Source organism: Parageobacillus thermoglucosidasius, from assembly GCF_001295365.1.
Classification (GTDB): Bacteria; Bacillota; Bacilli; order Bacillales; family Anoxybacillaceae; genus Parageobacillus; species Parageobacillus thermoglucosidasius.
In genome coordinates this window covers 3,780,625-3,806,623 of the sequence record NZ_CP012712.1, presented here as the reverse complement: position 1 = coordinate 3,806,623, position 25,999 = coordinate 3,780,625, and the positions used below count along the sequence as shown (strand labels likewise).

Annotated in this window: 21 protein-coding genes and 1 pseudogene; 15 read left to right on the top strand and 7 right to left on the bottom strand. The window is 44.8% G+C overall.

Annotation, left to right across the window (positions count from 1 at the left end):
• Positions 1–102: 102 nt before the first annotated feature.
• The gene (locus AOT13_RS18755) at positions 103–1,059 is read right to left on the bottom strand and encodes a cation diffusion facilitator family transporter (protein WP_003248462.1); all 957 of its coding nucleotides are present in this window, start codon (positions 1,057–1,059) and stop codon (positions 103–105) included.
• A 190-nt stretch (positions 1,060–1,249) separates the two neighbouring features.
• Here AOT13_RS18755 and glgB point away from each other — a divergent pair, with 190 nt between their 5' ends.
• The 6 genes from glgB to AOT13_RS21515 all read left to right on the top strand — a co-directional run bounded on the left by glgB (position 1,250) and on the right by AOT13_RS21515 (position 9,739).
• Positions 1,250–3,181 carry a 1,4-alpha-glucan branching enzyme gene (glgB, locus tag AOT13_RS18750; protein WP_003248464.1) on the top strand — a complete coding sequence of 644 codons (1,932 nt, stop codon included), beginning with the start codon at positions 1,250–1,252 and terminating at the stop codon, positions 3,179–3,181.
• Complete coding sequence (locus AOT13_RS18745) at positions 3,132–4,268, top strand: glucose-1-phosphate adenylyltransferase (protein WP_003248465.1); 1,137 nt, start codon at positions 3,132–3,134, stop codon at positions 4,266–4,268. Before glgB ends, AOT13_RS18745 begins: the two co-directional genes overlap by 50 nt.
• Positions 4,255–5,307: a GlgC family sugar phosphate nucleotidyltransferase gene (locus tag AOT13_RS18740; protein WP_042384391.1), complete on the top strand. Its 1,053-nt coding sequence runs from the start codon at positions 4,255–4,257 to the stop codon at positions 5,305–5,307. Before AOT13_RS18745 ends, AOT13_RS18740 begins: the two co-directional genes overlap by 14 nt.
• Positions 5,304–6,755, top strand: coding sequence for a glycogen synthase GlgA (gene glgA / locus AOT13_RS18735; protein ID WP_042384392.1), 1,452 nt, complete (start codon positions 5,304–5,306; stop codon positions 6,753–6,755). The genes AOT13_RS18740 and glgA overlap by 4 nt, the downstream gene beginning before the upstream one ends.
• Positions 6,745–9,144, top strand: a complete 2,400-nt coding sequence (locus AOT13_RS18730) for a glycogen/starch/alpha-glucan phosphorylase (RefSeq protein ID WP_042384394.1) — start codon at positions 6,745–6,747, stop codon at positions 9,142–9,144. The genes glgA and AOT13_RS18730 overlap by 11 nt, the downstream gene beginning before the upstream one ends.
• Before the next feature lie 394 nt (positions 9,145–9,538).
• Positions 9,539–9,739, top strand: coding sequence for a VanZ family protein (locus AOT13_RS21515; protein ID WP_072000116.1), 201 nt, complete (start codon positions 9,539–9,541; stop codon positions 9,737–9,739).
• A gap of 138 nt (positions 9,740–9,877) precedes the next feature.
• Here the strand turns inward: AOT13_RS21515 and AOT13_RS18720 are convergent, their stop codons facing one another.
• The 3 genes from AOT13_RS18720 to AOT13_RS18710 all read right to left on the bottom strand — a co-directional run bounded on the left by AOT13_RS18720 (position 9,878) and on the right by AOT13_RS18710 (position 12,527).
• On the bottom strand, positions 9,878–10,660 hold the full coding sequence (locus tag AOT13_RS18720) for a TIGR00266 family protein (RefSeq protein WP_003248473.1): 783 nt from the start codon (positions 10,658–10,660) through the stop codon (positions 9,878–9,880).
• Between the two features lie 81 nt (positions 10,661–10,741).
• Positions 10,742–11,506: a yteA family sporulation protein gene (locus AOT13_RS18715; RefSeq protein ID WP_003248475.1), complete on the bottom strand. Its 765-nt coding sequence runs from the start codon at positions 11,504–11,506 to the stop codon at positions 10,742–10,744.
• 85 nt (positions 11,507–11,591) lie between these two features.
• Positions 11,592–12,527 (bottom strand): 1,4-dihydroxy-2-naphthoate polyprenyltransferase, encoded by a 936-nt coding sequence (locus tag AOT13_RS18710; RefSeq protein ID WP_003248476.1) that lies wholly within the window; start codon positions 12,525–12,527, stop codon positions 11,592–11,594.
• Positions 12,528–12,695: 168 nt separating this feature from the next.
• Between AOT13_RS18710 and AOT13_RS18705 the strand changes: the two genes are divergently transcribed.
• From AOT13_RS18705 to AOT13_RS18685, 5 genes are all read left to right on the top strand, one after another.
• Positions 12,696–14,078: an isochorismate synthase gene (locus AOT13_RS18705; protein ID WP_042384399.1), complete on the top strand. Its 1,383-nt coding sequence runs from the start codon at positions 12,696–12,698 to the stop codon at positions 14,076–14,078.
• A complete protein-coding gene (gene menD / locus AOT13_RS18700) occupies positions 14,071–15,825 on the top strand; it encodes a 2-succinyl-5-enolpyruvyl-6-hydroxy-3-cyclohexene-1-carboxylic-acid synthase (protein WP_013876355.1) in 1,755 nt (584 codons plus the stop codon). Before AOT13_RS18705 ends, menD begins: the two co-directional genes overlap by 8 nt.
• Positions 15,822–16,643 (top strand): 2-succinyl-6-hydroxy-2,4-cyclohexadiene-1-carboxylate synthase, encoded by an 822-nt coding sequence (gene menH, locus AOT13_RS18695; RefSeq protein ID WP_042384402.1) that lies wholly within the window; start codon positions 15,822–15,824, stop codon positions 16,641–16,643. The genes menD and menH overlap by 4 nt, the downstream gene beginning before the upstream one ends.
• On the top strand, positions 16,633–17,451 hold the full coding sequence (menB, locus tag AOT13_RS18690) for a 1,4-dihydroxy-2-naphthoyl-CoA synthase (protein ID WP_003248482.1): 819 nt from the start codon (positions 16,633–16,635) through the stop codon (positions 17,449–17,451). The genes menH and menB overlap by 11 nt, the downstream gene beginning before the upstream one ends.
• 219 nt (positions 17,452–17,670) lie before the next feature.
• Positions 17,671–19,161, top strand: coding sequence for an o-succinylbenzoate--CoA ligase (locus tag AOT13_RS18685; protein WP_042384405.1), 1,491 nt, complete (start codon positions 17,671–17,673; stop codon positions 19,159–19,161).
• Between the two features lie 9 nt (positions 19,162–19,170).
• On the opposite strand, the gene AOT13_RS18680 is transcribed toward AOT13_RS18685, so the two are convergent.
• Both AOT13_RS18680 and AOT13_RS19200 read right to left on the bottom strand, forming a co-directional pair.
• Positions 19,171–19,368: a hypothetical protein gene (locus AOT13_RS18680; protein WP_013400206.1), complete on the bottom strand. Its 198-nt coding sequence runs from the start codon at positions 19,366–19,368 to the stop codon at positions 19,171–19,173.
• Between the two features lie 84 nt (positions 19,369–19,452).
• Positions 19,453–19,617 (bottom strand): DUF1540 domain-containing protein, encoded by a 165-nt coding sequence (locus AOT13_RS19200; RefSeq protein ID WP_013400207.1) that lies wholly within the window; start codon positions 19,615–19,617, stop codon positions 19,453–19,455.
• 168 nt (positions 19,618–19,785) lie between these two features.
• On the opposite strand from AOT13_RS19200, the gene AOT13_RS18675 reads away from it, so the two are divergent.
• The 4 genes and pseudogenes from AOT13_RS18675 (at position 19,786) to AOT13_RS18660 (ending at position 24,840) form a co-directional block, all read left to right on the top strand.
• Positions 19,786–20,076 carry a DUF2325 domain-containing protein gene (locus AOT13_RS18675; protein WP_003248486.1) on the top strand — a complete coding sequence of 97 codons (291 nt, stop codon included), beginning with the start codon at positions 19,786–19,788 and terminating at the stop codon, positions 20,074–20,076.
• A gap of 12 nt (positions 20,077–20,088) precedes the next feature.
• Positions 20,089–20,634 carry a hypothetical protein gene (locus tag AOT13_RS18670; RefSeq protein ID WP_013876360.1) on the top strand — a complete coding sequence of 182 codons (546 nt, stop codon included), beginning with the start codon at positions 20,089–20,091 and terminating at the stop codon, positions 20,632–20,634.
• 81 nt (positions 20,635–20,715) lie between these two features.
• A pseudogene (locus tag AOT13_RS18665) lies at positions 20,716–22,792 on the top strand (hypothetical protein).
• An 83-nt stretch (positions 22,793–22,875) separates the two neighbouring features.
• Positions 22,876–24,840 carry a beta-propeller fold lactonase family protein gene (locus AOT13_RS18660; RefSeq protein WP_042384408.1) on the top strand — a complete coding sequence of 655 codons (1,965 nt, stop codon included), beginning with the start codon at positions 22,876–22,878 and terminating at the stop codon, positions 24,838–24,840.
• A 122-nt stretch (positions 24,841–24,962) separates the two neighbouring features.
• Here AOT13_RS18660 and AOT13_RS18655 read toward each other — a convergent pair whose 3' ends face one another.
• On the bottom strand, positions 24,963–25,919 hold the full coding sequence (locus AOT13_RS18655) for a metal ABC transporter substrate-binding protein (RefSeq protein ID WP_003248494.1): 957 nt from the start codon (positions 25,917–25,919) through the stop codon (positions 24,963–24,965).
• Positions 25,920–25,999 lie beyond the last annotated feature (80 nt).

Below are 25,999 nucleotides of genomic sequence, written 5' to 3'. Positions count from 1 at the left end.
TTTCGCTCCGTTTGAAATGGAGATTGCAGCAGAACGATCCAAACGCTCCCTTTTTCCTCTTTATTCGCTTAAGAAGTGAATGTGAATTAGTATAAAGAGGCATTATGATGTTGCTTTTTTCTTTTTTTGGAGCAAAAATTCTTTTCCATATTCGCCGTGATCATGGATCATGGCATGTTCAACCTGGATTGTCGCATGTTTAATGCCATATTTTTTGTTTAGCATCTCGTTAATGGCCAAGATTACGCAAAACGGCTGGATATGCTCGTTAATAAACACGTGTGCGGTTAACGAATAGTGGTCCGTAGAGACGGCCCATAAGTGCATGTCGTGCACATCTTCGACTCCTTCGATTTGCCGGATATCCTCTCTAATTTTGTCGAGATGAAACTGATTAGGTACTGCTTCCATTAAGATAGAATACGATTCACGGATAATTTTCGCCCCGCCTGTAAAGATAATGCTGGCAATGATGATGCTTATGAGCGGATCGAAGAAATACCAGCCAGTAAAGTAAATGAGTATCGCTGAAAGAATGACGCCGATGGAGCTAAGAAGATCCCCGATAAAATGCCATAACGCGCTCTTAATGTTTAAATTTTCCTCTTCTTTTGTGCTGCGGCTAAGGACGATCGTCAAGATGAGATTCACGATGAAACCGATGGAAGAAATGGTCAGCATTAAACGAAAATCAATCGGCTCAGGCGAAATAAACCGCTGAATTCCTTCCCAAAAAATCCAAATCGCAATGATGACCAGCGTAAGCCCATTTAGAAAGGACGTAATAATTTCAAAACGCAAGTAGCCAAATGTAAATCGATGATTTGGCGGGCGGGTGGCAAGGTAAAGAGCAATCATGCTGAGCCCAAGCGCCAAGACATCAGATGCCATATGGGCGGAGTCGGAAAGCAGCGCCAAAGAATTGGACAATAGCCCTCCGGCAATTTCAACAATCGTAAAAAACAACGTCAATCCAAGAGTGATCCACAACGTTTTTTTCGATTGATTTTGCATTTTTACGTGTGGAAGATGATGATAATCATATTGTATCAGTGACATAGCACACCCCTTATTTATAATTATTATTATTTTATATATATTATAATATACTTCTTTGTTACTGTGCAAAAAATTTTTCGCGTTTGTTTGTTGAATATTGTCAAAAAAATATCAATTTTTTTATCAAGGAATTTATGGACGGTTGTAGAATATGAGTAACAAGAAACTTTAAGAAAGGATGCGATGCAGATTGAGCGTTGTCCCTCCGACCGATCTGGAAATTTATTTATTTCACGAAGGCAGCTTATATAAAAGTTATGAATTGTTTGGCGCGCATGTGATAAAACAAAACGACGTTGTCGGAACCCGGTTTTGCGTATGGGCTCCGCATGCGCGGCAAGTGCGGTTAGTCGGCAGTTTTAATGACTGGAACGGAACTAATTTTAATCTTGTAAAAGTAAGTAATCAAGGTGTATGGACGATTTTTATTCCGGAAAACTTGGAAGGGCATTTATATAAATACGAAATTACCACTAGCGATGGAAATGTCGTGTTAAAAGCAGATCCATACGCGTTTCACTCCGAATTGCGCCCCCGTACTGCCTCCATCGTCTACGACATAAAAGGTTATCAATGGAATGACCAAACATGGCGACGGAAGAAACAGCGAAAGCGAATATATGACCAGCCTTTGTTCATTTATGAGCTTCACTTCGGTTCGTGGAAAAAGAAAGAAAACGGCAATTTTTATACATATCGGGAGATGGCAGATGAGTTACTTCCATATGTGATGGAACATGGTTTTACCCACATTGAATTGCTTCCGCTCGTTGAACATCCGCTTGACCGCTCCTGGGGATATCAAGGAACAGGTTATTATTCAGCAACAAGCCGCTACGGGACGCCGCATGATTTGATGCATTTTATTGATCGCTTCCATCAAGCGGGCATTGGCGTCATTTTCGATTGGGTTCCCGGCCACTTTTGCAAAGATGAACATGGATTATACATGTTTGATGGAGCACCGACATATGAATATGACAACATACAAGATCGGGAAAATGGCGAATGGGGCACGGCGAATTTTGATCTTGGCAAGCCGGAAGTCCGCAGCTTTTTGATTTCCAATGCGTTGTTTTGGATGGAATATTTCCACGTCGACGGATTTCGGGTGGATGCGGTGGCCAATATGCTGTATTGGCCAAATAGAGAGGCAGCACAGCAAAACCCGCATGCTGTTCAGTTTTTGCAAAAATTAAATGAGACCGTATTTGCGCATGACCCGGGCATATTGATGATTGCCGAAGATTCGACGGAATGGCCGCTCGTCACTGCTCCAACGTATGCCGGAGGGCTGGGATTTAACTATAAATGGAACATGGGGTGGATGAACGATATTTTAACATATATGGAAACGGCGCCGGAGAAGCGAAAACATGTGCACAATAAAGTAACCTTTTCCCTTTTGTACGCGTATTCGGAAAATTTTATTTTACCTTTTTCCCACGATGAGGTCGTGCATGGAAAAAAATCGCTGCTAAATAAAATGCCGGGGACGTATGAGGAAAAGTTTGCACAATTAAGGCTGCTGTATGGGTATTTGCTAACACATCCCGGCAAGAAACTATTGTTTATGGGCGGCGAATTTGCCCAGTTTGATGAATGGAAGGATGCAGAGCAGCTGGATTGGATGCTTTTTGATTTCGAGATGCACCAGAAAATGAATATGTACGTGAAAGCATTATTGAAATGTTATAAGCGCTGCAAATCTTTGTATGAGCTAGACCATTCTCCAGACGGGTTTGAGTGGATTGATGTTCATAACGCTGAACAAAGTATTTTCTCATTTGTCCGCAGAGGAAAAAAAGAAAACGATTTGCTTGTTGTCGTGTGCAATTTCACCAGTAAAGTGTATCACGATTATAAAGTTGGCGTTCCGCTATTTGCCAAATACCGGGAAATCATCAACAGCGATGCGGCCAAATTCGGGGGGTGGGATAATGTCAATGCAAAGCCGGTTGCGGCGAGCAAAGAACCGTTTCATGGAAAGCCGTATCATATTCGCATGACGGTTCCGCCGTTTGGCATTTCCATTTTAAGACCAGTGAAAAAACGGGGGGAGAGAAGCGTTGATGGCAAAGAAAAAGTGCATCGCCATGTTATTGGCGGGAGGGCAAGGTAGCCGCTTATATTCATTGACGACAAACATTGCTAAACCAGCTGTTCCATTTGGAGGAAAATACCGAATTATCGATTTTACATTGAGCAACTGCACGAATTCCGGAATCGATACGGTCGGGGTGTTAACGCAATATCAGCCGCTTCTGCTGCACTCTTATATCGGCATTGGGAGCGCTTGGGATTTAGATCGGAGAAATGGCGGCGTCACTGTTCTTCCCCCTTATTCCGCATCATCTGAGATGAAATGGTATGAAGGAACGGCGAACGCCATTTATCAAAATATCAATTATATTGAGCAATATGACCCGGATTATGTGCTAGTTTTATCAGGAGATCATATTTATAAAATGGATTATGGAAAACTGCTCGACTATCATATGATGAAAAACGCCGATGTCACCATTTCCGTCATTGAAGTGCCGTGGTCGGAGGCGAGCCGCTTCGGCATTATGAATACAAATGAACAAATGGAAATTACTGAGTTTGAAGAAAAACCGGAGCATCCGAAAAACAACCTCGCTTCGATGGGCATTTATATTTTTAATTGGCCGCTTTTAAAAGAGTATTTGCAAATAGATAACGCCAACCCGCATTCAAGCCATGACTTTGGCAAAGATGTGATTCCATTGCTGCTTCGGAATAAGAAACGGCTTGTTGCCTATCTGTTTAAAGGCTATTGGAAAGATGTCGGGACGGTGAAAAGCTTATGGGAAGCCAATATGGATTTATTGGATGAAGCAAACGAATTAGATTTGTTTGACCACTCGTGGCGCATTTATTCGGTTAACCCAAATCAGCCGCCACAATATATTTCTGATGAGGCGGTTGTCGTCCATTCGCTTGTGAACGAAGGATGCGTGGTGGAAGGAAAGGTAGAACATTCTGTGTTATTCCAAGGCGTCCATATTCAAAAAGGAGCGATTGTGAAAGATTGTGTGATTATGCCGGATGCGGTGATTGGCGAAGGGGTGTATATCGAAAGGGCGATCGTGCCGCCGAATCTAGAAATTCCGCCACATTTAGTCGTTTGCCCAGATGATCTTCTTGTGACGAAAGAATGGTTGCAAACGAAAAATGAGAAAGGATGAAGCGACCGTGAACCATCAATCGATGCTGGGAGTTATTGATGCAACGACGTATATCGAACCGCTTCAGCCGCTAACGATGCACCGTTCTGTTGCGGCGGTGCCGTTTGCGGGGCGGTATCGATTGATCGACTTTGTATTGTCGAGCATGGTTAATTCCGGAATTGAGAGTGTGGCGATTTTTCCAAAATACCAATACCGTTCTTTAATGGATCATTTAGGATCGGGAAAAAATTGGGATTTAAACCGGAAACGGGATGGATTATTTTTCTTTCCCTCGCCAGATTTATCGATTCCGAACCCTCACGTTGGAGCGTTTGCCCATTTTGAACAACATATTGACTATTTTTTGCGCAGCAGGCAAAAATATGCGGTTATTTGCAATAGCTATACCGTTTGCAATATTGATTATGAAGCGGTGTTAGAGCGTCATATAGCGAATCAGTGCGATATCACCGAAGTCCGCCATCAAGGGCGTTCGCTGGAAATGTTTGTGTTAGAAACATCATTATTGCTTGATTTAATCGCTAATCACCGCCGTACCGGCTATCACAGCATTGTGGATGTTGTCCGTGATCATCGCCATTCTTTAAAAATTTGTGACTATGAGCATAACGGGTATGCGGCTGTCATTGACTCGATTGAAAATTATTTTTGCCATAGCATGGAATTACTTCATCAAGATGTTTGGCGGCAGCTGTTTGTCAAATCGCGCCCGATTTATACGAAAGTGAAAGATGAACCGCCAACGAAATATACAGGCAAAGCGGTCGTGAAAAATTCCATGATCGCCAATGGCTGCATTATCGAAGGGCACGTGGAAAACAGCATTATTTTCCGTTCCGTGAAAATCGGAAAAGGAGCAGTCATAAAAAATAGCATTATTATGCAAAAAAGCCAAATTGGTGAACATTGCCAGCTTCACTGCGTCATTGTGGATAAAGATGCGAAAGTGGAAAATGGCGTTTCTTTACGAGGAACGGAACAACAACCGTTTGTGGTCCGGAAAGGAACGGTGCAAGGAGAGTTGATCAACCGATGAATGTATTGTTTGTCGTGTCGGAATGCGTACCATTTGTGAAATCAGGAGGATTGGCGGACGTTGCTGGAGCGCTGCCGAAACAATTGTGCAAATTAGGGGCAGATGTTCGGGTGATCATGCCAAAATATGCAACCATTTGCGAAAACGACAAAAAAGAAATGAAAAAAATAGCTGAACTTGTTGTTAGCGTTGGATGGAGACGGCAATATTGTGGAATTGAAATGCTTGAGTGCGAAGGAGTGATTTATTATTTTGTCGACAACGAATACTATTTTAAACGCCATTCATTATACGGGCATTATGACGATGGCGAACGGTTTGCGTACTTTTGCCGCGCCGTTTTAGATGCGCTTCCTAAGATTTCCTTTCGCCCGGACATCATTCATTGCCACGATTGGCATACCGGCATGATTCCGTTTTTCTTGCGCGAACAATATCGAAAAAATCCTTTTTATGAACAAATCCGCACCATGTTTACGATTCACAATTTGCAATTTCAAGGGATTTTCCCCCGTGAAATTTTAGGAGATTTATTAAATTTAAGCGATCGTTATTTTACGATCGATCATTTAGAATTTTATGGGAATGTGAGCTTTATGAAGGGGGCGCTTGTTGCCGCCGATATCATTACAACAGTCAGTCCGACATACAAAGAAGAAATTCAGACAGAATATTACGGGGAGCGGCTCGATGGGCTGCTGCGGGCGCGCCGTCATGATTTAATCGGAATTTTAAACGGCATCGACGATGAGCAGTATAATCCGAAAACCGATCCTTTCATTGCCGCTCCATATGATATGCAGACGGTTGCCAGAAAACAAATGAATAAACGCGCGCTCCAGCAATATTTTGGTTTATCAGCAAGGGAAGACGTCCCGGTTGTTGCGATGGTAACGAGGTTGACAAAGCAAAAAGGGATCGATCTCGTTAAGTGCGTCTTCCATGAAATCATTGCCGAAGATGTGCAATTTATTTTGCTTGGGACGGGCGATCCGGAGTTTGAACAATTTTTTCGTGCTATGGAAGCAACGTATCCCGATAAAGTCAAAGCGTACATCGGCTTTAATGAAGAGCTGGCACATCAAATTTATGCGGGAGCCGATCTCTTTTTAATGCCGTCGAAATTTGAGCCGTGCGGCCTTAGCCAAATGATTGCGCTTCGGTACGGAACGATTCCGATTGTGCGGGAAACAGGAGGGCTCAACGACACGGTGCAATCGTATAATGAAGTTACGGGAGAAGGAAACGGGTTTAGTTTCACCAACTTTAATGCCCATGATATGTTGTATACTATTCGCCGCGCGCTTGCATTTTATAAGGAGAAGCAAATATGGGAAAAGCTGATGCAAAAAGCGATGAGCGGCGATTATAGCTGGCGGCAGTCAGCGCTGGAGTATCACAAAGCCTATGCGGATTTAATAGCCGGGAGTGAACATCGTGTTCTCTAATAAAGAAGAATTTAAAAAAATGTTTTTAAAACGGCTTGAAATGCTGTGCGGCAAACGGTTTGAAGAATCAACGCCGCGGGACCAATATCATACGTTAGGGAACATGGTCCGTGAATATATAAGCCAACACTGGATTCAGACGAACGAGCGAAATCGCGCACGAAAACAGAAACAAGTATATTACTTGTCGATCGAATTTTTGCTGGGCCGCCTCCTTGGCAGCAATTTGCTTAACCTTGGCATTCGCGATATCGTCGAAGAAGGGCTGAGCGATTTAGGAATCCGCCTTAATGACATAGAAGAATGCGAAACGGATGCAGGTCTCGGCAACGGCGGGCTTGGCCGCCTTGCTGCTTGTTTTTTAGATTCGCTTGCTTCTCTCAATTTGCCCGGCCACGGCTGCGGAATTCGCTACAAACACGGGCTTTTTGACCAAAAAATTGTCGATGGATATCAAGTCGAGCTGCCAGAACAATGGCTGCGCCACGGAAATGTATGGGAAATCAGAAAAGAAGAATTGGCGGTGGAAGTGAATTTTTGGGGAAATGTCGAAATATCTGAGCAAAACGGCCGCCTGACATTCCGCCATATGGACAGCGAAAAAGTAATGGCAATCCCATATGATATTCCGGTCATCGGCTATGATACGAAAACGGTGAACACGTTGCGGCTTTGGAGCGCGGAGCCGGCGAAAACATTTCCTGCCCATAAAAGTGTCATGCAATATAAACGGGAAACGGAGGCGATTTCCGAATTTTTATATCCTGATGACACGCATGATGAAGGGAAAATTTTACGCCTAAAGCAGCAATATTTTCTCGTCGCCGCGAGCGTTGGCAGCATCGTCCGCGCGCATCGCTGCCAGCATGGGCACCTGTATAATCTGCATAAGCATGTGGCGATTCATGTGAACGATACGCATCCAGCTTTAGTGATTCCCGAATTGATGAGAATTTTATTAGATGAAGAAGAAATGAGCTGGGAAGATGCTTGGCACATTACAACGAATACGGTTTCGTATACGAACCATACGACATTATCGGAGGCGCTGGAGAAATGGCCGATTCGCATTTTCCAGCCGCTGTTGCCGCGGATTTACATGATTGTCGAGGAGATAAATGAGCGGTTTTGCCGCGAACTTTGGCAGCATTATCCCGGCGATTGGAAACGGATTGAAGAAATGGCGATTATCGCGCACGGCCTTGTGAAAATGGCGCATTTAGCCATTGTTGGGAGTTATAGTGTGAACGGAGTGGCAAAATTGCATTCGGAAATTTTAAAAAAGCGGGAAATGAAGCTGTTTTATGAGTTTCAACCGCAAAAATTTAACAATAAGACGAACGGAGTGACGCACCGGCGTTGGCTGCTTAAAGCGAATCCCGAGCTTTCCTCGTTAATTACCAAGGCGATAGGGCCATGTTGGATCAAAGACCCGCAGAAATTGATTCATTTAAAGCGTTACGCTTCCGATCCGGCGTTTCAGCAAGAACTTGAAAGCGTCAAGCAAAAGCGCAAAGCGAAATTGGCGAAGCGAATTTATGAAAAGACGGGGATCGCCGTGGACGAATCATCGATTTTTGACGTGCAAGTAAAACGGCTTCATGCTTACAAGCGGCAGTTGCTAAATGTTCTTCATATTATGCATCTGTACAACCGCCTTAAAGAAGATGCAAGCTTTTCGATTTATCCGCGCACATTTATTTTTGGCGCCAAGGCTTCGCCCGGATACTATTATGCAAAACGAATTATTAAACTTATTCATTCGGTTGCTGAAAAAGTGAACAAAGACAAAAGGACAAACGAACAGTTAAAAGTCATTTTTTTAGAAAACTATCGTGTTTCCCTTGCGGAAGAAATTTTTCCAGCGGCAGATGTTAGCGAGCAAATTTCCACGGCAAGTAAAGAAGCGTCTGGCACCGGCAATATGAAGTTTATGATGAATGGAGCGGTTACACTAGGAACGCTGGATGGGGCGAATATTGAAATATTGGAGGCGGTCGGGGAAGAAAATATGTTTATTTTCGGGCTTACGGCGGAAGAAGTGTTAAACTACTATCAAAACGGCGGATACCGTGCACACGAATATTACCATCACGATAAACGGATTAAGCAAGTTGTCGATCAGTTAGTCAGCGGATTTTTTCCAGATGTTCATGACCATTTTGAACCGATTTATGATTCGCTTTTAACGCAAAATGACGAATATTTCGTGCTGCGCGATTTTGCCTCATATGCGGAAGCGCAGGAAAAAGTGGAAGCGGCGTACAAGCAGCGGGAACAATGGCTGAAAATGAGCGCGGTCAACATAGCCCATTCCGGCTACTTTTCCAGTGACCGGACGGTGCAGGAGTACGCCAGCGAAATATGGGACATTCATCCGGGTGAATAAAAAAGAGAGAGGATTTTTTGTTAAATATACTATAATGATTAGAGGATATTATGTTCAGTATAAGAATATATATCCTCTTTTTTCATACATAATAGATTCATTATCATAGTCTATTATACAATAGGTGAAACATGTTTTTGTTTTTTAAAGAGGAGAAGGACATAGTCCACAGCGGGAGGCGTAGCAAGGTCTTTCGACCGAGCGTAAAAGAGCAAGACAATATTATTGAATCGCTAAAAAGGAGAATCAAGAAGTTAGAAGAGGAAACCAAGCAACTACGGGAACAGTTGAAAGTGGCTTACGCAGAGGTTTATAAAATGTTAGGCATAGGAACAACGCTCCCCTCCTTGTTTAACTAAAAGGGAAGGTTAGTTGAACAAGAGTTTTCAAATACTTGTACAAAGAAAGCTATCGGATCTCTATTGGGATTGAACTAATTCAATTTATTGAAAATTCTATAGGGTCAGCGTTTTTAGTATATGAGCGTTCTACAGACATTGATGATGTCATTCTAAATACCCTCGGGGGTGCGATAGGAGTATATATCTATTTTATAGGTAAGGGACAATCTGCAAGGTTGAAAATTAGTAATTGATTTGCTTATACCCTTGAACTAACGGGTACTTAGTAATAAAAAGAAAAAAGGAGAACACATTTTAGTCATGTATAATATGTGTTCTCCTTTATTTTTTAGCTTTTTATAATTTAGATCTTGATAACATTTTCCCCTCTCTTAATTATCACCATCCAGCCAATGGCCAAGGCTGCCGAGAATGCTACCTTCTTCTCTCGAACTTGGCGCAGCGGCGATAATCCGGTCAGCAAGCCGGCTGAACGGAAGAGATTGCACCCAAACCGTTCCCGGACCGGTTAATGTGGCAAAAAACAGCCCTTCGCCACTGAAAAAGGCGGTTTTTATTTTGCCGACATATTCGATGTCATAATCGACCTCTTTTGTCATTGCCACTAAGCAGCCGGTGTCAATGCGCAACTTCTCGCCGGGCTGCAGCTCACGCTGGTAAATCGTTCCGCCCGCGTGCAAAAAAGCAAGGCCGTCTCCTTCGAGTTTTTGCATAATAAATCCTTCACCGCCAAAAAAGCCAGTGCCAAGCTTACGTTGAAAATCGATGCCGACAGAAACCCCTTTCGCGGCACAAAGGAAAGAATCTTTTTGGCAAATCACTTTGCCGCCAAGTTCGCTCAAATCGACCGGAATGATTTTTCCCGGATATGGCGCGGCGAACGAGACGCGGCGTTTTTCTGCGCTGTTGTTCGTAAACACAGTCATAAATAAGCTTTCGCCTGTCAGCAGCCGTTTTCCCGCTCCTACTAATTTATTGAAAAAACCTTTTCTGGAATCGGAGCCGTCGCCGAAGATCGTCTCCATCGTTATCCCGTCTTCCATCATCATCATGCCGCCAGCTTCGGCGATGACGCTCTCTTGGGGGTCTAATTCGATTTCGACAAATTGCATATCGTCTCCATATAACTTGTAGTCAATGTCATGTGCGTTCATCGTCTTCACCTCAATGTCATTGTTCACCACTATATATTCTTTATACGAACGCGGATTCCTTTTTGTTTCAAAAAAAGACCATCAATGCCGATGGTCTTCTTTTTTCGTATAAGGTTCTTTTTCATATGCCGGCAGATCGCCGATATTGGACATGATTCCTTCCTCGTCCAGCATATTTTCCAGCTGTTCGTGTTCTCTCGTCGGATATACTTTTACATGTTTGCCGTATAAATCAACCGCTGCAAAATTTTCTAACTCTTCAACATAACCGACGTGTTCTTCGGATTCAGCATATGTTTCCCCGTAATCGTCGACATTTTTCCCTAAATCCGAAGGAGTATCGGACGAGCCGTAACGAGCCACTTCTTGCCAGGCATCTTCCGCGTCGTATGCTACTGATTCGTTGCGGTGATCGAGAGCGAATTTTCCGAATGGAGGCATCAACACACCTTCTTCAAGCGGCCGTTTTTGCGAAACGGTTTTGTCACGGCTATGTTCTTTGCAGCATGTTGTTGTCGGCAGTGCTTTCAGCCGTTCATACGGAATCGGCTTCCCGCAAACTTCGCATATGCCATACGTGCCGTTTTCGATCACTTGGAGAGCGTGCTCAATTTCTTTTAGTTCCCTTTCCGCATGTTCATTCAGCGCGATATCTTTTTCCCGTTCATACAGCTCGGTTGCGTCGTCTGCCGGATGATTGTCGTAGCTGGAAAGCTCACCGACCGCGTCGTGCGCGTGGCTCCGCAGTGTGCCGAAATGGCCGTTCTGTTGCAGCCGCTCTTGTGTTTCCTGTTTGGCACGGAGAAGTTCGGCACGGAAGGCGGCTAATTGTTCGTTCGTTAACATGCTTCATAACTCCTTCCTTAAAATCAACCGTTTACTTTGTAGTATGAACGAAAAAATAAAAAAAACACGGTCTGTTGCGACCGTGTTACAACCAATGGCTGATAAGTAAACCAATTGCCAAAAGAAAACCAAATTGCGTATTCGTTTGTGCCGTCGCTTTCATTGCCGGCATCATCTCGATTGGCTTCGTTTTGCCAATAAATCCTTTTGCCGCTGCAATCGCTTTTGGTACGCTGAAAAAGACAAGCAATGTCCAGAAAGAAACAAGGTGGAAAAAGGCTAGTCCAATCATCCAGACAAACGATACGGCAAACATGCCGGCAAGGATGCGGATCGCGTTATGGCGCCCGACTAAAATCGCCAGCGTTTTGCGCCCGTTCTTTTTGTCCCCGTCGAAGTCGCGAATGTTGTTTGCCAGCAAAATCGCTCCAACTAAAATAGCAATCGGCACGGAAATCAAAATAGCTGTTTTAGTGACTTCTCCTGTTTGGATAAAAAAGGAAATTAAAATAATCAGTAGTCCCATAAAAAATCCAGCCGCGAGTTCACCAAACGGGGTATACGCAATTGGTATAGGTCCGCCTGTATAGAAATATCCAGCTGCCATACAAATAGATCCGATCAACGCGAGCCACCAGCTGCTATTCATGCAAATATAGACGCCAATGAGCGTAGCGATGGCGAAAAAGGCAATCGCCAAATTCAAAACCGTCTTCGGATGGACTCCTTCGCGGACAATCGCCCCGCCAATTCCCACGGATTCTGGTGAGTCCAGCCCGCGCTTAAAATCATAATATTCATTGAACATGTTCGTTGCCGCTTGAATGAGCAAAGAAGCGACAAGCATCGCGATAAACAGCGAAACGCGAATATTTGTTTCATGGAATGCTAACGCTGTGCCAATACAAACGGGAACAAATGCAGCTGTCAATGTGTGCGGCCGCGTTAATCTCCACCAAACGCGCCAATCGCGGCGACGGCTGACGGAAGGACGCCGTTCTGTTTGCAATGATGGTTGCATAATCATACCCCTCATGTCGGAATAAGATAAAGTAATGTTCAAAAAACGTTCACAATAAGTGTAGGAAAACGGTTATAAGGTGTCAACCCCTTTAGAATAGATAAATCATTTCCTATTATATATAATGAGAAATAGAAAATAAGCAATAATGAAGAAAGCGGGATTACAGTGGCAATTTTATATCAGCATGAAATAGAGGAACAATTGCGTTTCATCGGGAAAAAAGCAAATTGCCCGTTTATTAGCTGGAGCGGGGAAATGGATGATGTAGATCCAGTTTATTTTTTTGCGTTAGGACAAGCATGTTCTTTCCGCGAGCGGTTTTATTGGTCTGATCGTGCGAATGGAACCGTTTATGTCGGGCTTGGCTGCACATATAGCATCGAAACAGAAGAAAAAGAGCAGCGTTTCCGGATAGTAGAGACGAAATGGAAGAAATGGATGGAGCAGCTGGCTTTCGATCATCACGGAACCGCTGCAACGCCTATTTTATTTGGCGGTTTTTCCTTTGATCCATTCAAACCAAGAACGGAAAAATGGCGCGCTTTCCCTCACGCAAAAATGGTGGTGCCGACCGTTCTTTTATCGCTTAAAAACGGAAAAGCAACATTAACGGTCACTGTGCCTTCCATGCGGTACGAAGAAAGTATGGAAAAAATAGGGCTGCTGCTGCGTCTCTTATCTCAAGAACAGAAACAGCCGACAGCTTCGTTGCCGACATTAGTTAAATATGAGGAAGCGCAAAAAGACGAATGGATTCATGCGGTCGAAAAAACGATCAGGAACATTCGGGAAGGAAAATTTGATAAAGTAGTGTTGGCAAGAGAGGCACGTTTATCGTTTGCGGATGTGATCGATCCGGTCGTTGTTTTGCAGCAATTGCGCGAACAACAGCCATTTAGTTATTTATTTGCGTTTGAGCAAGACGGACAATGTTTTATTGGCGCTTCTCCGGAACAGCTTGTGAAAAAGGAAGGGGATGCGTGTTATTCTATTTGTTTGGCTGGATCGATACGCCGCGGAAAAACGCTTCAGGAAGACAAACAACTCGGACAATGGCTCATGCGTGACGAGAAAAACCTTCGTGAACACCAGTTTGTTGTCCAGATGATTAAAGAAGCGATGGGATCAGTTTGCAAGCGCGTACAAATCCCAGCTTCACCGCAACTGTTAAAATTGCAGCATATTCAACATTTATATACGCCTGTAATCGGAGAAAAGTGCCATGCTGCTTCGGTTTTATCGATTGTTGAACAAATGCATCCGACGCCGGCACTTGGCGGGACACCGCGGGAAAAGGCAATCAAGGAAATTCGTGAAACCGAACCGTTAGACAGGGGATGGTATGCAGCACCAATCGGCTGGATGGATGCAGAAGGGAATGGCGAATTTGCCGTAGCCATTCGTTCGGGGCTTTTCCAAGGAAAAGAAGCATTCATTTTTGCAGGTTGCGGAGTCGTCGGCGATTCTGACCCGATGAGCGAATATGAAGAAACAAAAGTGAAATTAACCCCGATGCTATCGGCGCTAGGAGTGGAGAGAAATGAATGAAGCATTAACATTATATATAGCCGCTTTTGTGGATGAGTTAGCGAAAACCGGAGTGCAAGATGTGGTGGTGAGTCCAGGATCGCGTTCGACACCGCTTGCCATTATGGTGGCCGAACATCCGGCAATGCGCGTGCATATGAACATTGATGAACGCTCCGCCGCATTTTTTGCTCTCGGCATGGCGAAAGCAAAACGGCATCCTGTTGCCCTTCTTTGTACGTCGGGAACGGCGGTCGCAAACTATTTTCCAGCGGTCGTAGAAGCGTATTATTCGCGCGTGCCGCTTATCATTATCACGGCAGACCGTCCGCATGAATTGCGAGAGGTCGGGGCTCCGCAAGCAATTGACCAGCTGAATATATATGGAAAATACGCGAAGTGGTTTGTCGAAATGGCGCTGCCGGAAAAGACGCCGGACATGCTCCGTTATGCGCGAACGATGGCGGCAAGGGCGGCAGGGGTGGCAATCAGCGCCCCGGCAGGCCCTGTTCATTTAAACTTTCCATTGCGCGAGCCGCTTGTGCCGACAGTCCGTGAAGAAACATGGGAGCAAACCGAAGCGAAAGAGCCGTCTTACACGACCGTCATCCCGGGAAAAATGACGGTCGGCATCGAGCAAATTCAGCGGTTATACGATGAATTTGCTTCTGTCGAAAAAGGGTTGATTGTTTGCGGGCCGATTGATCGGCCCGAGTTTGCCGAGGCGGTCACGCAGTTGGCGGACATGCTCGATTATCCTATTTTAGCCGATCCGCTTTCCCAACTGCGCAGCGGAACGCACGAAAAAGAGTATATCATTGACAGTTATGACGCGATCCTGAAAGATGAAAAGATCGCCGCTTCATTAGTGCCGGATGTTGTGATCCGTTTCGGCGCCATGCCGGTCTCGAAACCATTATTCCTCCTTCTGAAACGATATGTTAACATAAAACAAATTGTCGTTGATGGGGAAGGCGGCTGGCGGGAGCCGACATTAGCAGCATCGTATATGGTGTACTGCGATGAAATTGAATTTTGCCGCCAGCTTGTCCATATTGGAAAACCGAAGCGAAGCAAAAGCGAATGGTCGGCAACGTGGAAAGCGATCAACAGTATCGCAAAATCGGTGCTTCTGGAAGCAGCGGCAGAAAACGAATTGTTTGAAGGAAAAGTGTTTACCGAACTTGCGCAATTGCTTCCAGACGGTGCAACGTTATTTGTCGGCAACAGTATGCCAATCCGAGACACGGACACATTTTTCTTTACAAACGACAAGCAAATCCGCATTTTAGCGAACCGTGGGGCAAATGGGATTGACGGTGTTGTGTCAAGCGCTTTAGGAGCCAGCGCGGTTGCCGAGCCGCTTGTGCTTGTCATTGGCGACCTTTCTTTTTATCATGATTTAAACGGGCTATTGGCGGCAAAAATGCACGGATTGAACGCGACGATCATCGTTCTTAATAACAACGGCGGAGGCATTTTCTCGTTTTTGCCGCAAGCGGAACATAAAAAACATTTTGAAATGTTGTTTGGTACGCCGACCGATTTGCAATTTGCCCATGTTGTCCGCATGTATGGAGGGAATTTTGCCAAAATCGCGACATGGGATGAATTTCGCGATTGTGTTGCGCAATCGTTAACAACTGATGGCCTTCACGTCGTGGAAGTGTGCACATCACGGGAAAATAATGTAAAAATGCATCGCCTTTTGTGGGAAAAGGTTTCCCAGGAAATAGCAGAATTTCTCGAAAAACGGGGGGCAGTATGAAGGTTTTTGCCAACGGAGTTTCTTACCATGTCGAATCATTCGGTGATGGAGAACCGCTGTTGTTGTTGCACGGGTTTACTGGCAGTGTGGAAACGTGGAAACCTTTTCTCCCATATTGGCGTGATTATCGGCTTATTCTCGTGGATATCATCGGGCACGGCCGGACCGATTCGCCCACTGATCCGGCGCGCTATGAAATTGAAAAAGTGGCTGCTGATCTGGAAGAAATATTGCGGCATTTGCATTTGCAAGACGCTCATGTGCTCGGATATTCAATGGGCGGGCGCCTTGCGTTAACATTTGCGATTCTTTATCCTCACCGCGTCCGGACATTAATATTAGAAAGCAGCTCTCCGGGATTAAAAACGATGCAAGAACGCTGGGAACGAATAGAAAGGGATGAAGCGTTAGCGGAAGAAATAGAACGATATGGCATAAAGAAATTTGTCGAAAAATGGGAAAACATTCCGCTTTTTGCATCACAAAAGCGCTTGCCTCTTAGTGTGCGGCAGCAAATTCGCACCGAACGGTTAAGCAATAATGAAAAAGGATTGGCGAACAGTTTGCGGGGAATGGGAACGGGAAGGCAGCCTTCATGGTGGAACCGTTTATCAGAAGTTAGCATACCGACGCTGCTTTTATGCGGAGAATGGGATCAAAAGTTTTGCCGGATTGCGGAAGAAATGAAGAAATATCTGCCAAATTGCGAAATGGTGAAAGTCGCACGGGCGGGGCATGCAATTCATGTGGAACAACGGGAGATTTTTGCTAAAATAGTAAGTGAGTTTATTAAAGGAGGAGAGTTTCATGGCCATTGAGTGGGTTAAGGAACGCGAGTATGAAGATATTATATACGAAACGTATAACGGCATTGCGAAAATTACGATCAATCGCCCGGAAGTACATAACGCGTTCCGTCCAAAAACTGTTGCTGAAATGATCGACGCCTTTTCATATGCGCGCGATGACTCGAAAATCGGCGTCATTATTTTGACAGGTGCTGGCGGAAAAGCGTTTTGTTCCGGCGGGGACCAAAAAGTGCGCGGCCATGGCGGATATGTTGGTGAAGATCAAATTCCGCGGCTTAATGTATTAGATTTGCAGCGATTAATTCGCGTCATTCCAAAACCGGTGATTGCCATGGTCGCTGGCTATGCGATCGGCGGCGGTCATGTGCTGCATGTTGTTTGCGATTTGACGATTGCGGCAGACAATGCGATTTTCGGACAAACTGGTCCAAAAGTGGGCAGTTTTGACGGCGGATACGGTGCAGGCTATTTGGCGCGTATTGTTGGGCATAAAAAAGCGCGTGAAATTTGGTATTTATGCCGCCAATATACCGCACAGGAAGCGTTGGAAATGGGGCTTGTCAATAAAGTGGTGCCATTAGAGCAATTGGAAGAAGAAACGGTGAAATGGGCGCAAGAAATTTTAGAAAAAAGCCCAACGGCGATTCGCTTTTTGAAAGCGGCGTTTAACGCTGATTCCGACGGCTTGGCCGGCATTCAGCAGCTCGCCGGTGACGCAACGCTGCTATTCTATACAACCGATGAGGCGAAAGAAGGGCGAGATGCATTTAAAGAAAAACGGCAGCCAAACTTCAAACAATTCCCGCGTTTTCCATAAGAAAAGCGGAAGGCGGCTTTGCTTATCGGCGTACGCGTCGGAGGGACAGGCGTTAAGTCTTGCGTGAATTGCCGAGAAAAATGAACTTTCATGTGTTGCCGCTGCAATGTGGAGCAAAGCGCGTGAACCGATGGCGTTTGGCAAATAATAAAGGCAAGCTAAAGCAGCTTGATGAATTCCATCAAGCTGTTTCTTTATGGAGGAAGGAGAGAAAGGAACATGCAAACATCGCTTCCGAATTGGCTTATGCAGCGGGCGTTTTTGACACCTGAACGCATTGCGGTTTATGACGAACAAGCCGCAAAAACGTTTGCGGAGCTTCATGAGTCTGCCGCGAAAAAAGCGCGCCAGCTTGCAAACGCGGGAGTGCGCAAAGGAGATATCATCGCTGTTTTTATGAAAAACAGCGTGGCGATGATCGAATTCATTCACGCCCTTCATTATCTTGGCGCGATTGTTTTGCTGCAAAACACGCGTTTGACTTCCTATGAGCTTGCTTGGCAATTAAAAGATAGTGAAGCGGCATGCGTTATTGCCGATGATGAGTTGGCGGACCGAATGGGAGAAGACGTTCGGGTTATTACCGTAAGTGAATTGTCCGCATTGCCTGAGGCGGATGCCGAATTTCAGCAATATTACCATTTTGACGATGTCGCCACCATCATGTATACGTCAGGAACGACGGGAAAACCAAAAGGTGTATTGCAAACTTACGGAAATCATTGGTGGAGTGCTATCGGTTCGGCGTTAAATTTAGGATTGCATGAGAATGACTGCTGGCTTGCGGCTGTTCCGTTTTTTCATATTAGCGGCTTATCGATTATGATGCGGAGCGTTATATATGGAATGAGCATGTATGTCATGCACGCTTTCGATGCAAAAAAAGCCAATGAGCTCATTATCGCCGGGAAAGTGACAATGATGTCTGTAGTCAGTGCGATGTTGCAAAAAATGATCTCCGATCTTGGCGAAAGGCGGTATCCGGAAACGTTTCGCTGCATGCTGCTTGGCGGCGGGCCTGCTCCAACACCGCTGCTGGAAGCATGCAAAGCAAAAGGGATTCCCGTTTATCAGACGTACGGCATGACGGAAACATCATCACAAATTGTCACGCTTGCCCCGGAATATAGTTTAACAAAGCTTGGTTCTGCAGGAAAGCCGTTGTTTCCAGCGCAGCTTCGCATCGAAAAAGAGGACGGACAAGCGGCCCGTCCGTATGAACCGGGAGAAATTGTCGTAAAAGGCCCAAATGTGACAAAAGGATATTTGCGCCGGCCGGATGCGACGGAAGAAGCGATTCGCGACGGCTGGTTTTATACGGGAGACATCGGCTATATCGACGAAGACGGATTTTTATATGTATTAGACCGCCGTTCCGACCTTATCATTTCCGGCGGGGAAAACGTTTATCCGGCTGAAATTGAAGCGGTGCTTCTTTCCCATGAGGCGGTAGAGGAAGCGGGAGTAACCGGAATCGATGATGAAACATGGGGACAAGTGCCGTGTGCGTTTGTGAAACTAAAAAGCGGCTATTCGGCGACGGCAGAGCAGTTAAAACAATTTTGCCAAGAGCGTTTAGCGAAATATAAAATCCCGAAACAAATCTATTTTGTTGAGCAATTGCCGCGCAACGCTTCGCAAAAACTATTGCGCCGCCAATTAAAACAGCTGATTCCAACCAATTCATTAGGAGGGACTTCCTCATCGTAACCCCCGTTTTCAATATTCGTCCATTAAATCTAATTCTGTGATGCGGTAAGCAATAAGTTTCTCGACTTCTGGAGGCAGACCGTCCAACGCGCCAAATTCATATTGCCATAAATTTGTAAATGAGTCGACGCAGAGCGGAAATGTCATTGGATCCGCCCGTTTTATTTCTTCTTTAAACGCTTTGATTAGACTGTCCTTTTTCCTCATAGATATCGCCTCACTTTGCTAAACGATGTAAACATCACGCCTTTGGCGCAAACGCCAAAGGCTTTGTTTTTTTGCTTCCCTTTTTCATAACGCTTCATCTGAAGGCATAAACGTTTTACAATCCGTTTCCGTGGAATCTGATGCCATGTTCCCATTATGGCTCACAACATAAATCGATGCTGCATTGCAGCGGTTTCCTTCTGCCCAATAATGGCAGTTTTTCACTTCACAAAGCACATCTTTTGCCATATGCATCACCCCATCCTATGAAAATGACTTACACGTTTAGTTTGGTTGTTTGACAAAAAGTTATGAAGGAAACTATAAGCAATTTTAAAATATTGATGATTATAATTGACATAGAAAATCATTCTCAATTAGAATAAAAATAAGAAAAGGCTGTGAAGGAGGGAGACGATGACATCCTTATTGGTCGTGGGTGCAGATCATTTAGGAAATATTACGGATAAGCTAATCGATTCAGGCTTTCAAGAAATCATCCATCTTGATGGCCGCAAAGTCAATATGGTAAAACGCGATATTCCAGAACATGTGGATATTGTTATTGTCATGACGGATTATGTGAATCATAATTTGGCAAAAGCAATCAAACAAAAAGCGAAAAGCAAAGATAAGCCAATTTATTTTGTCAAACGTTCCTGGAGTTCTATTCATTCTGTTATTGAAAAAATTGAAAAAAGAAAATGACGGGGGTACATAATGATGAAAGCAATAGCGAGCCATGAAGGAGGTTTGACATGGCAACAAGCGGTGAAAAAAGTGATACGCAACGTGATGGTTGAATATTACCGTGCCGTTCCGTCATTGCGATCTCCTTTTTACATGTTAAAGCTGATTGAAACATATCGGCGGCTGCTTCATCCGCATTTGTTTGAGTCACCAATTCATTATTATACCGTTTTAGCGAAAATCACCGATCATTTGCTTCAATTTTTTACCTCTGGCGCAGAAGCGCAACGGTCTCCACTTCTTTTGTTTGCGCAAGCGACTTATCGGCATGGGAAAGGGCGAGGAAAAACGAATGTAGATATTGACTTTGTTTATGAAGAGGACGGAACGTACACGATGCGAAAGCTGCTGTTAGAAGATGCTCCAAGTTTTGTTTACCATTATGCGCAAATTGCCCCTGCTGCTTGTAAACAAACATTTGGTTTTTACCCAAAGAAGATCGAGTTTTGCTCTCTTCTTACAGGAGAACGGATGGTGGAAACGACCGATACTTTTCAGCTGATATTAGTGACATAAAATAGTTTACGTTTTCCGCCATTTTGTATTAAAATAAATGAGAATGAAAATCGTTATTTGTAATGTGTAGGGGGGGTCGTCATGAAACGAAAACCGTGGAAAGTGATGACAGCAGCAGCGCTTACGTCCTCACTGTTGCTCGCTTCCGCTTGCACTTCCAGTGGAAAAGAAACAGAAACAAAGCAAAAACAAGCGAGGGCAGATTTGCAAGTTCCTGTAACGGATTATACATTTGACACGGCAGGCAACATGTTCGCTTATTCTGAATTTGAATTATCTGGCGAACCATTGGCAGAAGCGCTCGGCTTAGATTTGGATGTATTAGACGCGCGGAAAATAGACAAACCGACGAAGTTCGACTATACGGCCGGCATTGAGTCATATGAATATTCAGAAGAAGCAATGTATGAAGTGACGGAAAAATCGGGGCTTGGGCTTCATTTAATTCATGGCCCGGTTGTGGAGCAGATGGCAAAAAATGTACATAAGACTAGCGGAGAGGCGTTGGAGGGCCGGTTTTATGAGTTGGCGGACAGCGTCGGCTATCCGCGTGAAGAGATTTTCCGCAATATGTTTCCAACATTAATTGAGTACGCAAGCGGAGATCCTCATTATGCGCAAAAAGTGGATACGAGCGTATATGCGGAAAATGACGATGGCACGTATGTGCCTGTATACCAAGTCGATTTCCAGTCGCTGCGCTGGGACCGCAATAAGATGGAAAAAGTATTAACCCCGTCCGCTTACGGCGGCGTCTTTTTGAAACAAGCGCTTTGGGCGGGCGACTTTTTAGGCGGCTTTCATACAGTAGATAAAGACGAAGAAATAGAAGCAAAAACGCCAAACGATGACAAAGATGAAAACATTGCCCTTGGCGTTAGTTCGGCGGACGGAATGCAAGGAATGATTTTAACAGAGCAAATTTGGAACAAATTAAACTACATTCGCGATCATCTATTTTATGACGCTAATAGCCAATCGCTGGCTAAAGCGGCAGGAAGCCGTTATAATCCGGCACATGGGTTTGTCTATTTACCGCATAAAATTCAAGTGGTCGAGGATGGCAATCCGCTTGCGCCAAAGGCAAAACAATTGCAAGTGGAAGATCCGCGGAGCTTGCTGCAAGACCAATGGCTGATGCTTTGGCCGGCTTCGGAATTTTACGGCATGACCGACCAGCGTCCGGAAAACAAAAACCAAAATCCTGCCTTTTTAGCCGTGTTTGATGGCGCGCCGTACCCAAGCGCACCGAAAGAAAACTTAGATGCAGACGCGGCGAACGATATTTCTTCCACTGACCCATACTCGGTGAACCGGGATGTGCTATTGCAAATATTCAAAAACATTGATGCGATGCACTTTAACCCGGAAATCGGCGCTTTTTTTTGTCGATGAGCATGACGGCAAGCAGCAAGGGAAACGCGTCGATACGTTCCAGGCTGGATATACGATCGAAGCGCTGCGCATTTTTGAGCGCGCCATCGACGGGCTTCCGGTTGGCTATGCAAGCGGTGAAGACGCGAAAGGATTAGAAACTCTGGAAGGAAAACGGGCGCTGCAATTAATAAAAAGCCAGGCAGACTTTATCATAAAACATTTAATGAGAAAAGATGGGCTTGTAGCGAACGGCTACGTGATTGGCGAGGGTGCTGAAAAATCAGAACCGACATTGCTTGCCCAGCTTGGCGCCATCCGCGGGCTAACGGCCGCCTTTTTGGCGACGAAAAATGAACAATACCGCAATGCGGCGCGCAATATTTATGCGGCGGTGGATAAGCATTTTTGGGATAAGAAACTGCGCGTATACCGCACCGGAAAAGGGGACATCGAATATACGCCATTTGTCGCCGGGGCGCTTTCAGGCGTATTCCGCGTCGCTTTGAATAACTTAAATAATACGGAAGCAGATGAAACGGTGAAAGCGCTGGAGCGGGAAACAATTATTTCGCGCTATGTTGATTTTTATGACCGCATCATCGATGGCCCGAACCTTAAAGAGGGCATGCAGGCGAGCGAATTTTGGGATACGGGCGATGTATATAAAAAAGGGGACAAATCCGGAAATGCTGATCATGACCATGTGCCGCAAGTGCAAGCAGGGCATGGAAAGTATGGCATTGCACCGATTCTGTTGAATGTGGAAGTGAAAGAAAAATAAGAAAGCGGCAATCATTGCGATTTGCCGCTTTTCTTTATACAATGATAATGGTTATCATTCTAAGTTGATAGCGGGGGAACGTTATGAAAAAGTGGCTATGGCTATGTATGTTGTTTATTCTGTTGCTGATGGGAGGCTGTCAATCGGGCAAGGTTTTTGACGCAGAACCGAAAGTGATTCGCCATGAACCGGTCCATAGCGATAATATTGTGATAAACAAAAAGGGAGATACATTGTACGTCGCCAACATTGACGTTCATTCCGTCACCATTTTTAATACGAAAACGAAAAAAAAGGAAGCGGAAATCCGGGTCGGCAAAGAGCCACGGCAGCTCGCTTTAAGCCCTGATGAGCAGTGGCTGTACGTTTCCTGCATGTATGACGACCGCGTCGATATCATTTCGTTAAAAAAGAAAAAAGTCGTCGGCCATTTGAAAACGGGAATCGAGCCGTTTGGCTTGCTGACAAGCCAAGACGGTCAAATGCTCTATGTGGCAAATTATCGTTCTGGCACTTTATCGGTATTCGATTTGGCGAAAGGAGAAAAGAAAACAGAAATAAAAATCGGTGACCGGCCGCGCGCGCTCGCTTTAACCGCCGATGGAAAAAAATTATATGTGACACAATATTTAGATGCCAAAATTAGTGTAGTGGACACGAAACAAAACCGTGTTCTGAAAGAAATTGCGCTCGCTCCGTCACCGGACAAAGAAGACCGCAAAAAAAGCCAGGGCATTCCAAATACGTTGGAACAAATCGTGATAGCGCCTAATGGAAAAAAAGCGTATATTCCTCATTTACTGACGAATATTGACACGCCAATTAACTTTGAAGAAACGGTGTTTCCGGCGATTTCTGTGATTGATTTGCAAAACGATGTTGAGCTGACAGACGAACGTAAAGAACTGTTTGAAGAAATTAATGTAACGGATGTCCACAATCAAACGATCATTGTTTCCAACCCTTATGATCTTGCTTTTCAACCTGATGGAAGCAAAGCGTATGCGGTCATGTCGGGAAGCGAAGATTTGGTTGTCTTTGATTTGCAGCGCGGAGGAAACGCAACGCAAATTTTGCGGCGCATTGAAGGAAATAATCCGCGCGGGATTGTCATTTCCCCAGATGGCAAAACATTGTACGTGCATAACGCGATGAGCCATGATCTTGCCATTATTAAAACAGGGGGAAACAGCCCGTACGCTAAAGCAAAAGCGGTGAAGGGAACGATCCGTTTAATTGCTAAAGATTCGTTATCGCCGCTTGTGCGTGAAGGAAAAACGATCTTTTATAGCGCCAATAGCGATGAATTTGCGATAAACATTACCGGGAATAACTGGATGAGTTGCGCATCTTGCCATAGCGACGGCGACATCAATAAACTTACCTTGTTGACGCCGAAAGGCCCGCGCAATGTTCCAAGCAACATTTTAGCGACGAAAACGGGACTGTTTATGTGGGACGGTTCACGTGATGATTTTACCGATTATATTCATACTGTGCAGAGCGAGATGGGCGGAATGATGAGCCTCGATGCTGGAAAACCGCTGCCTCCGGATGTGCAGCATATGTATGACGCGCTGCTTGCTTATTTAGATGATCCAAGGTCGTTTCCGGTTCCTAAAAGCCCGTACCGCCATTCGGACGGAAGCTTGACAGCGAAAGCGGAGGAAGGAGAAAAGCTTTTTAATGGCAAAGGAAATTGCCTCAGCTGCCACAGCGGCGAATATTTCACCGATAGCCCTAAAGCGGTTGATGCCAACGGACGTTTGACGACGGCGAATACGGATTATTTGCATGACATCGGTACGGCCAATCCGGGCGATAAGCCGTCTGCCGGTGATGCAAGGGCGCATTTTACAAATCCGCGCACACCGAAGCAATGGGATACCCCAACATTGCGCGGTGTATGGGCGACCGCCCCGTACTTGCATGACGGCAGCGCAAAAACGATTGAAGAAGCGATAGAGCGCCATCAGACAAAAGAAGTGAAAACGTTGACACCGGGTGAAATTGCGGCGATTGCGGAATATGTGCGTTCACTGCAATAATAAGCGGTCATTATTGGAAATAAGCGTCCATGCGTCTATATGGCGTCCCGACGGTTTAAAGGAAGGGTGGCCGGTTGTCTGCAAAAAAACAGTCTGCCCCAGCGCGGGGCAGACTGTTGCTTTTATTGGAGCGCTTTTTGGAGCACGCGAATATTTTCTTCCATGAGAGTGAAATAGTCTTTATTTGCTTTTTTATCTTCGGAAGTTAGCGATTCTAAGTTGTGCAGCCGCAAAGAATCGGCACCAATCTCGTTTTTTACAATTTCAGTAATTTTGGATGTCGTATTTTGCTCAAAAATGACATATTTGATGTGATGTTGTTTGGCTATTTTAACAATTTCCGCTAATTCTTTTTGTGAAGGCTCATTCGTTGGCGAAAGCCCAGAAACGCTCAGCTGTTTTATGCCATAGCGGTCTTCCCAATATCCGTAAGCAGCGTGCGCAACGAGAATTTCTTTTTTCGGTGCGCTTTTTACGACCGTTTGAAATTGTTGGTCAAGATGTTCTAATTTTGCTTTCAATGCTTCGAAGTTTTTGGTGAATGTTTCTTTCTTTTCTGGCTTAAGTTCAATGAGCAAATCGCGAATATGTTCGGCTATTGCGATCGAGCGGGCTGGGTCAAGCCATACGTGCGGATCTTTATCGCCGTGGTGCTCATGCTCTTGTTCATGTTCATGCTCGTGCGCATGCTCTTCATGTGCGGAGTCTAGTAGTTCGATCCCTTCAGTAGCAGCGAGAAAATGAACCTGTTCATTTTTTAATGTTTCTTTGATTTTATCGGCAAAGCTTTCCATCCCTTGCCCGATATAAATAAACGCATCCGCATCGGCCAACTGCTTCATCGTTTTTGTTGTCGGTTCAAATGTATGTGCTTCGACGCCGGGAGGATAAATGCTTTGCACGTTAACATAATCGCCCCCGATTTTTTTCGTAAAATCTTCAAGCGGATAAACGGTCGTATAAATGGTTAAAACGTCTTTTGCTTTTTCCGTCTGTTCGTGATTTTTTTCCGCATTGCAACCGTACAAAAACGCAGAGATCACAAGCAAAAGGGATAAAATAAATGATTTTGCTTTCATGTTAAGCACCTTCCTGTCAAAATGTTTGACCAGCAAACTCCTTTGCTATTATATCGTAACAATTACGATTTGAGAACTAG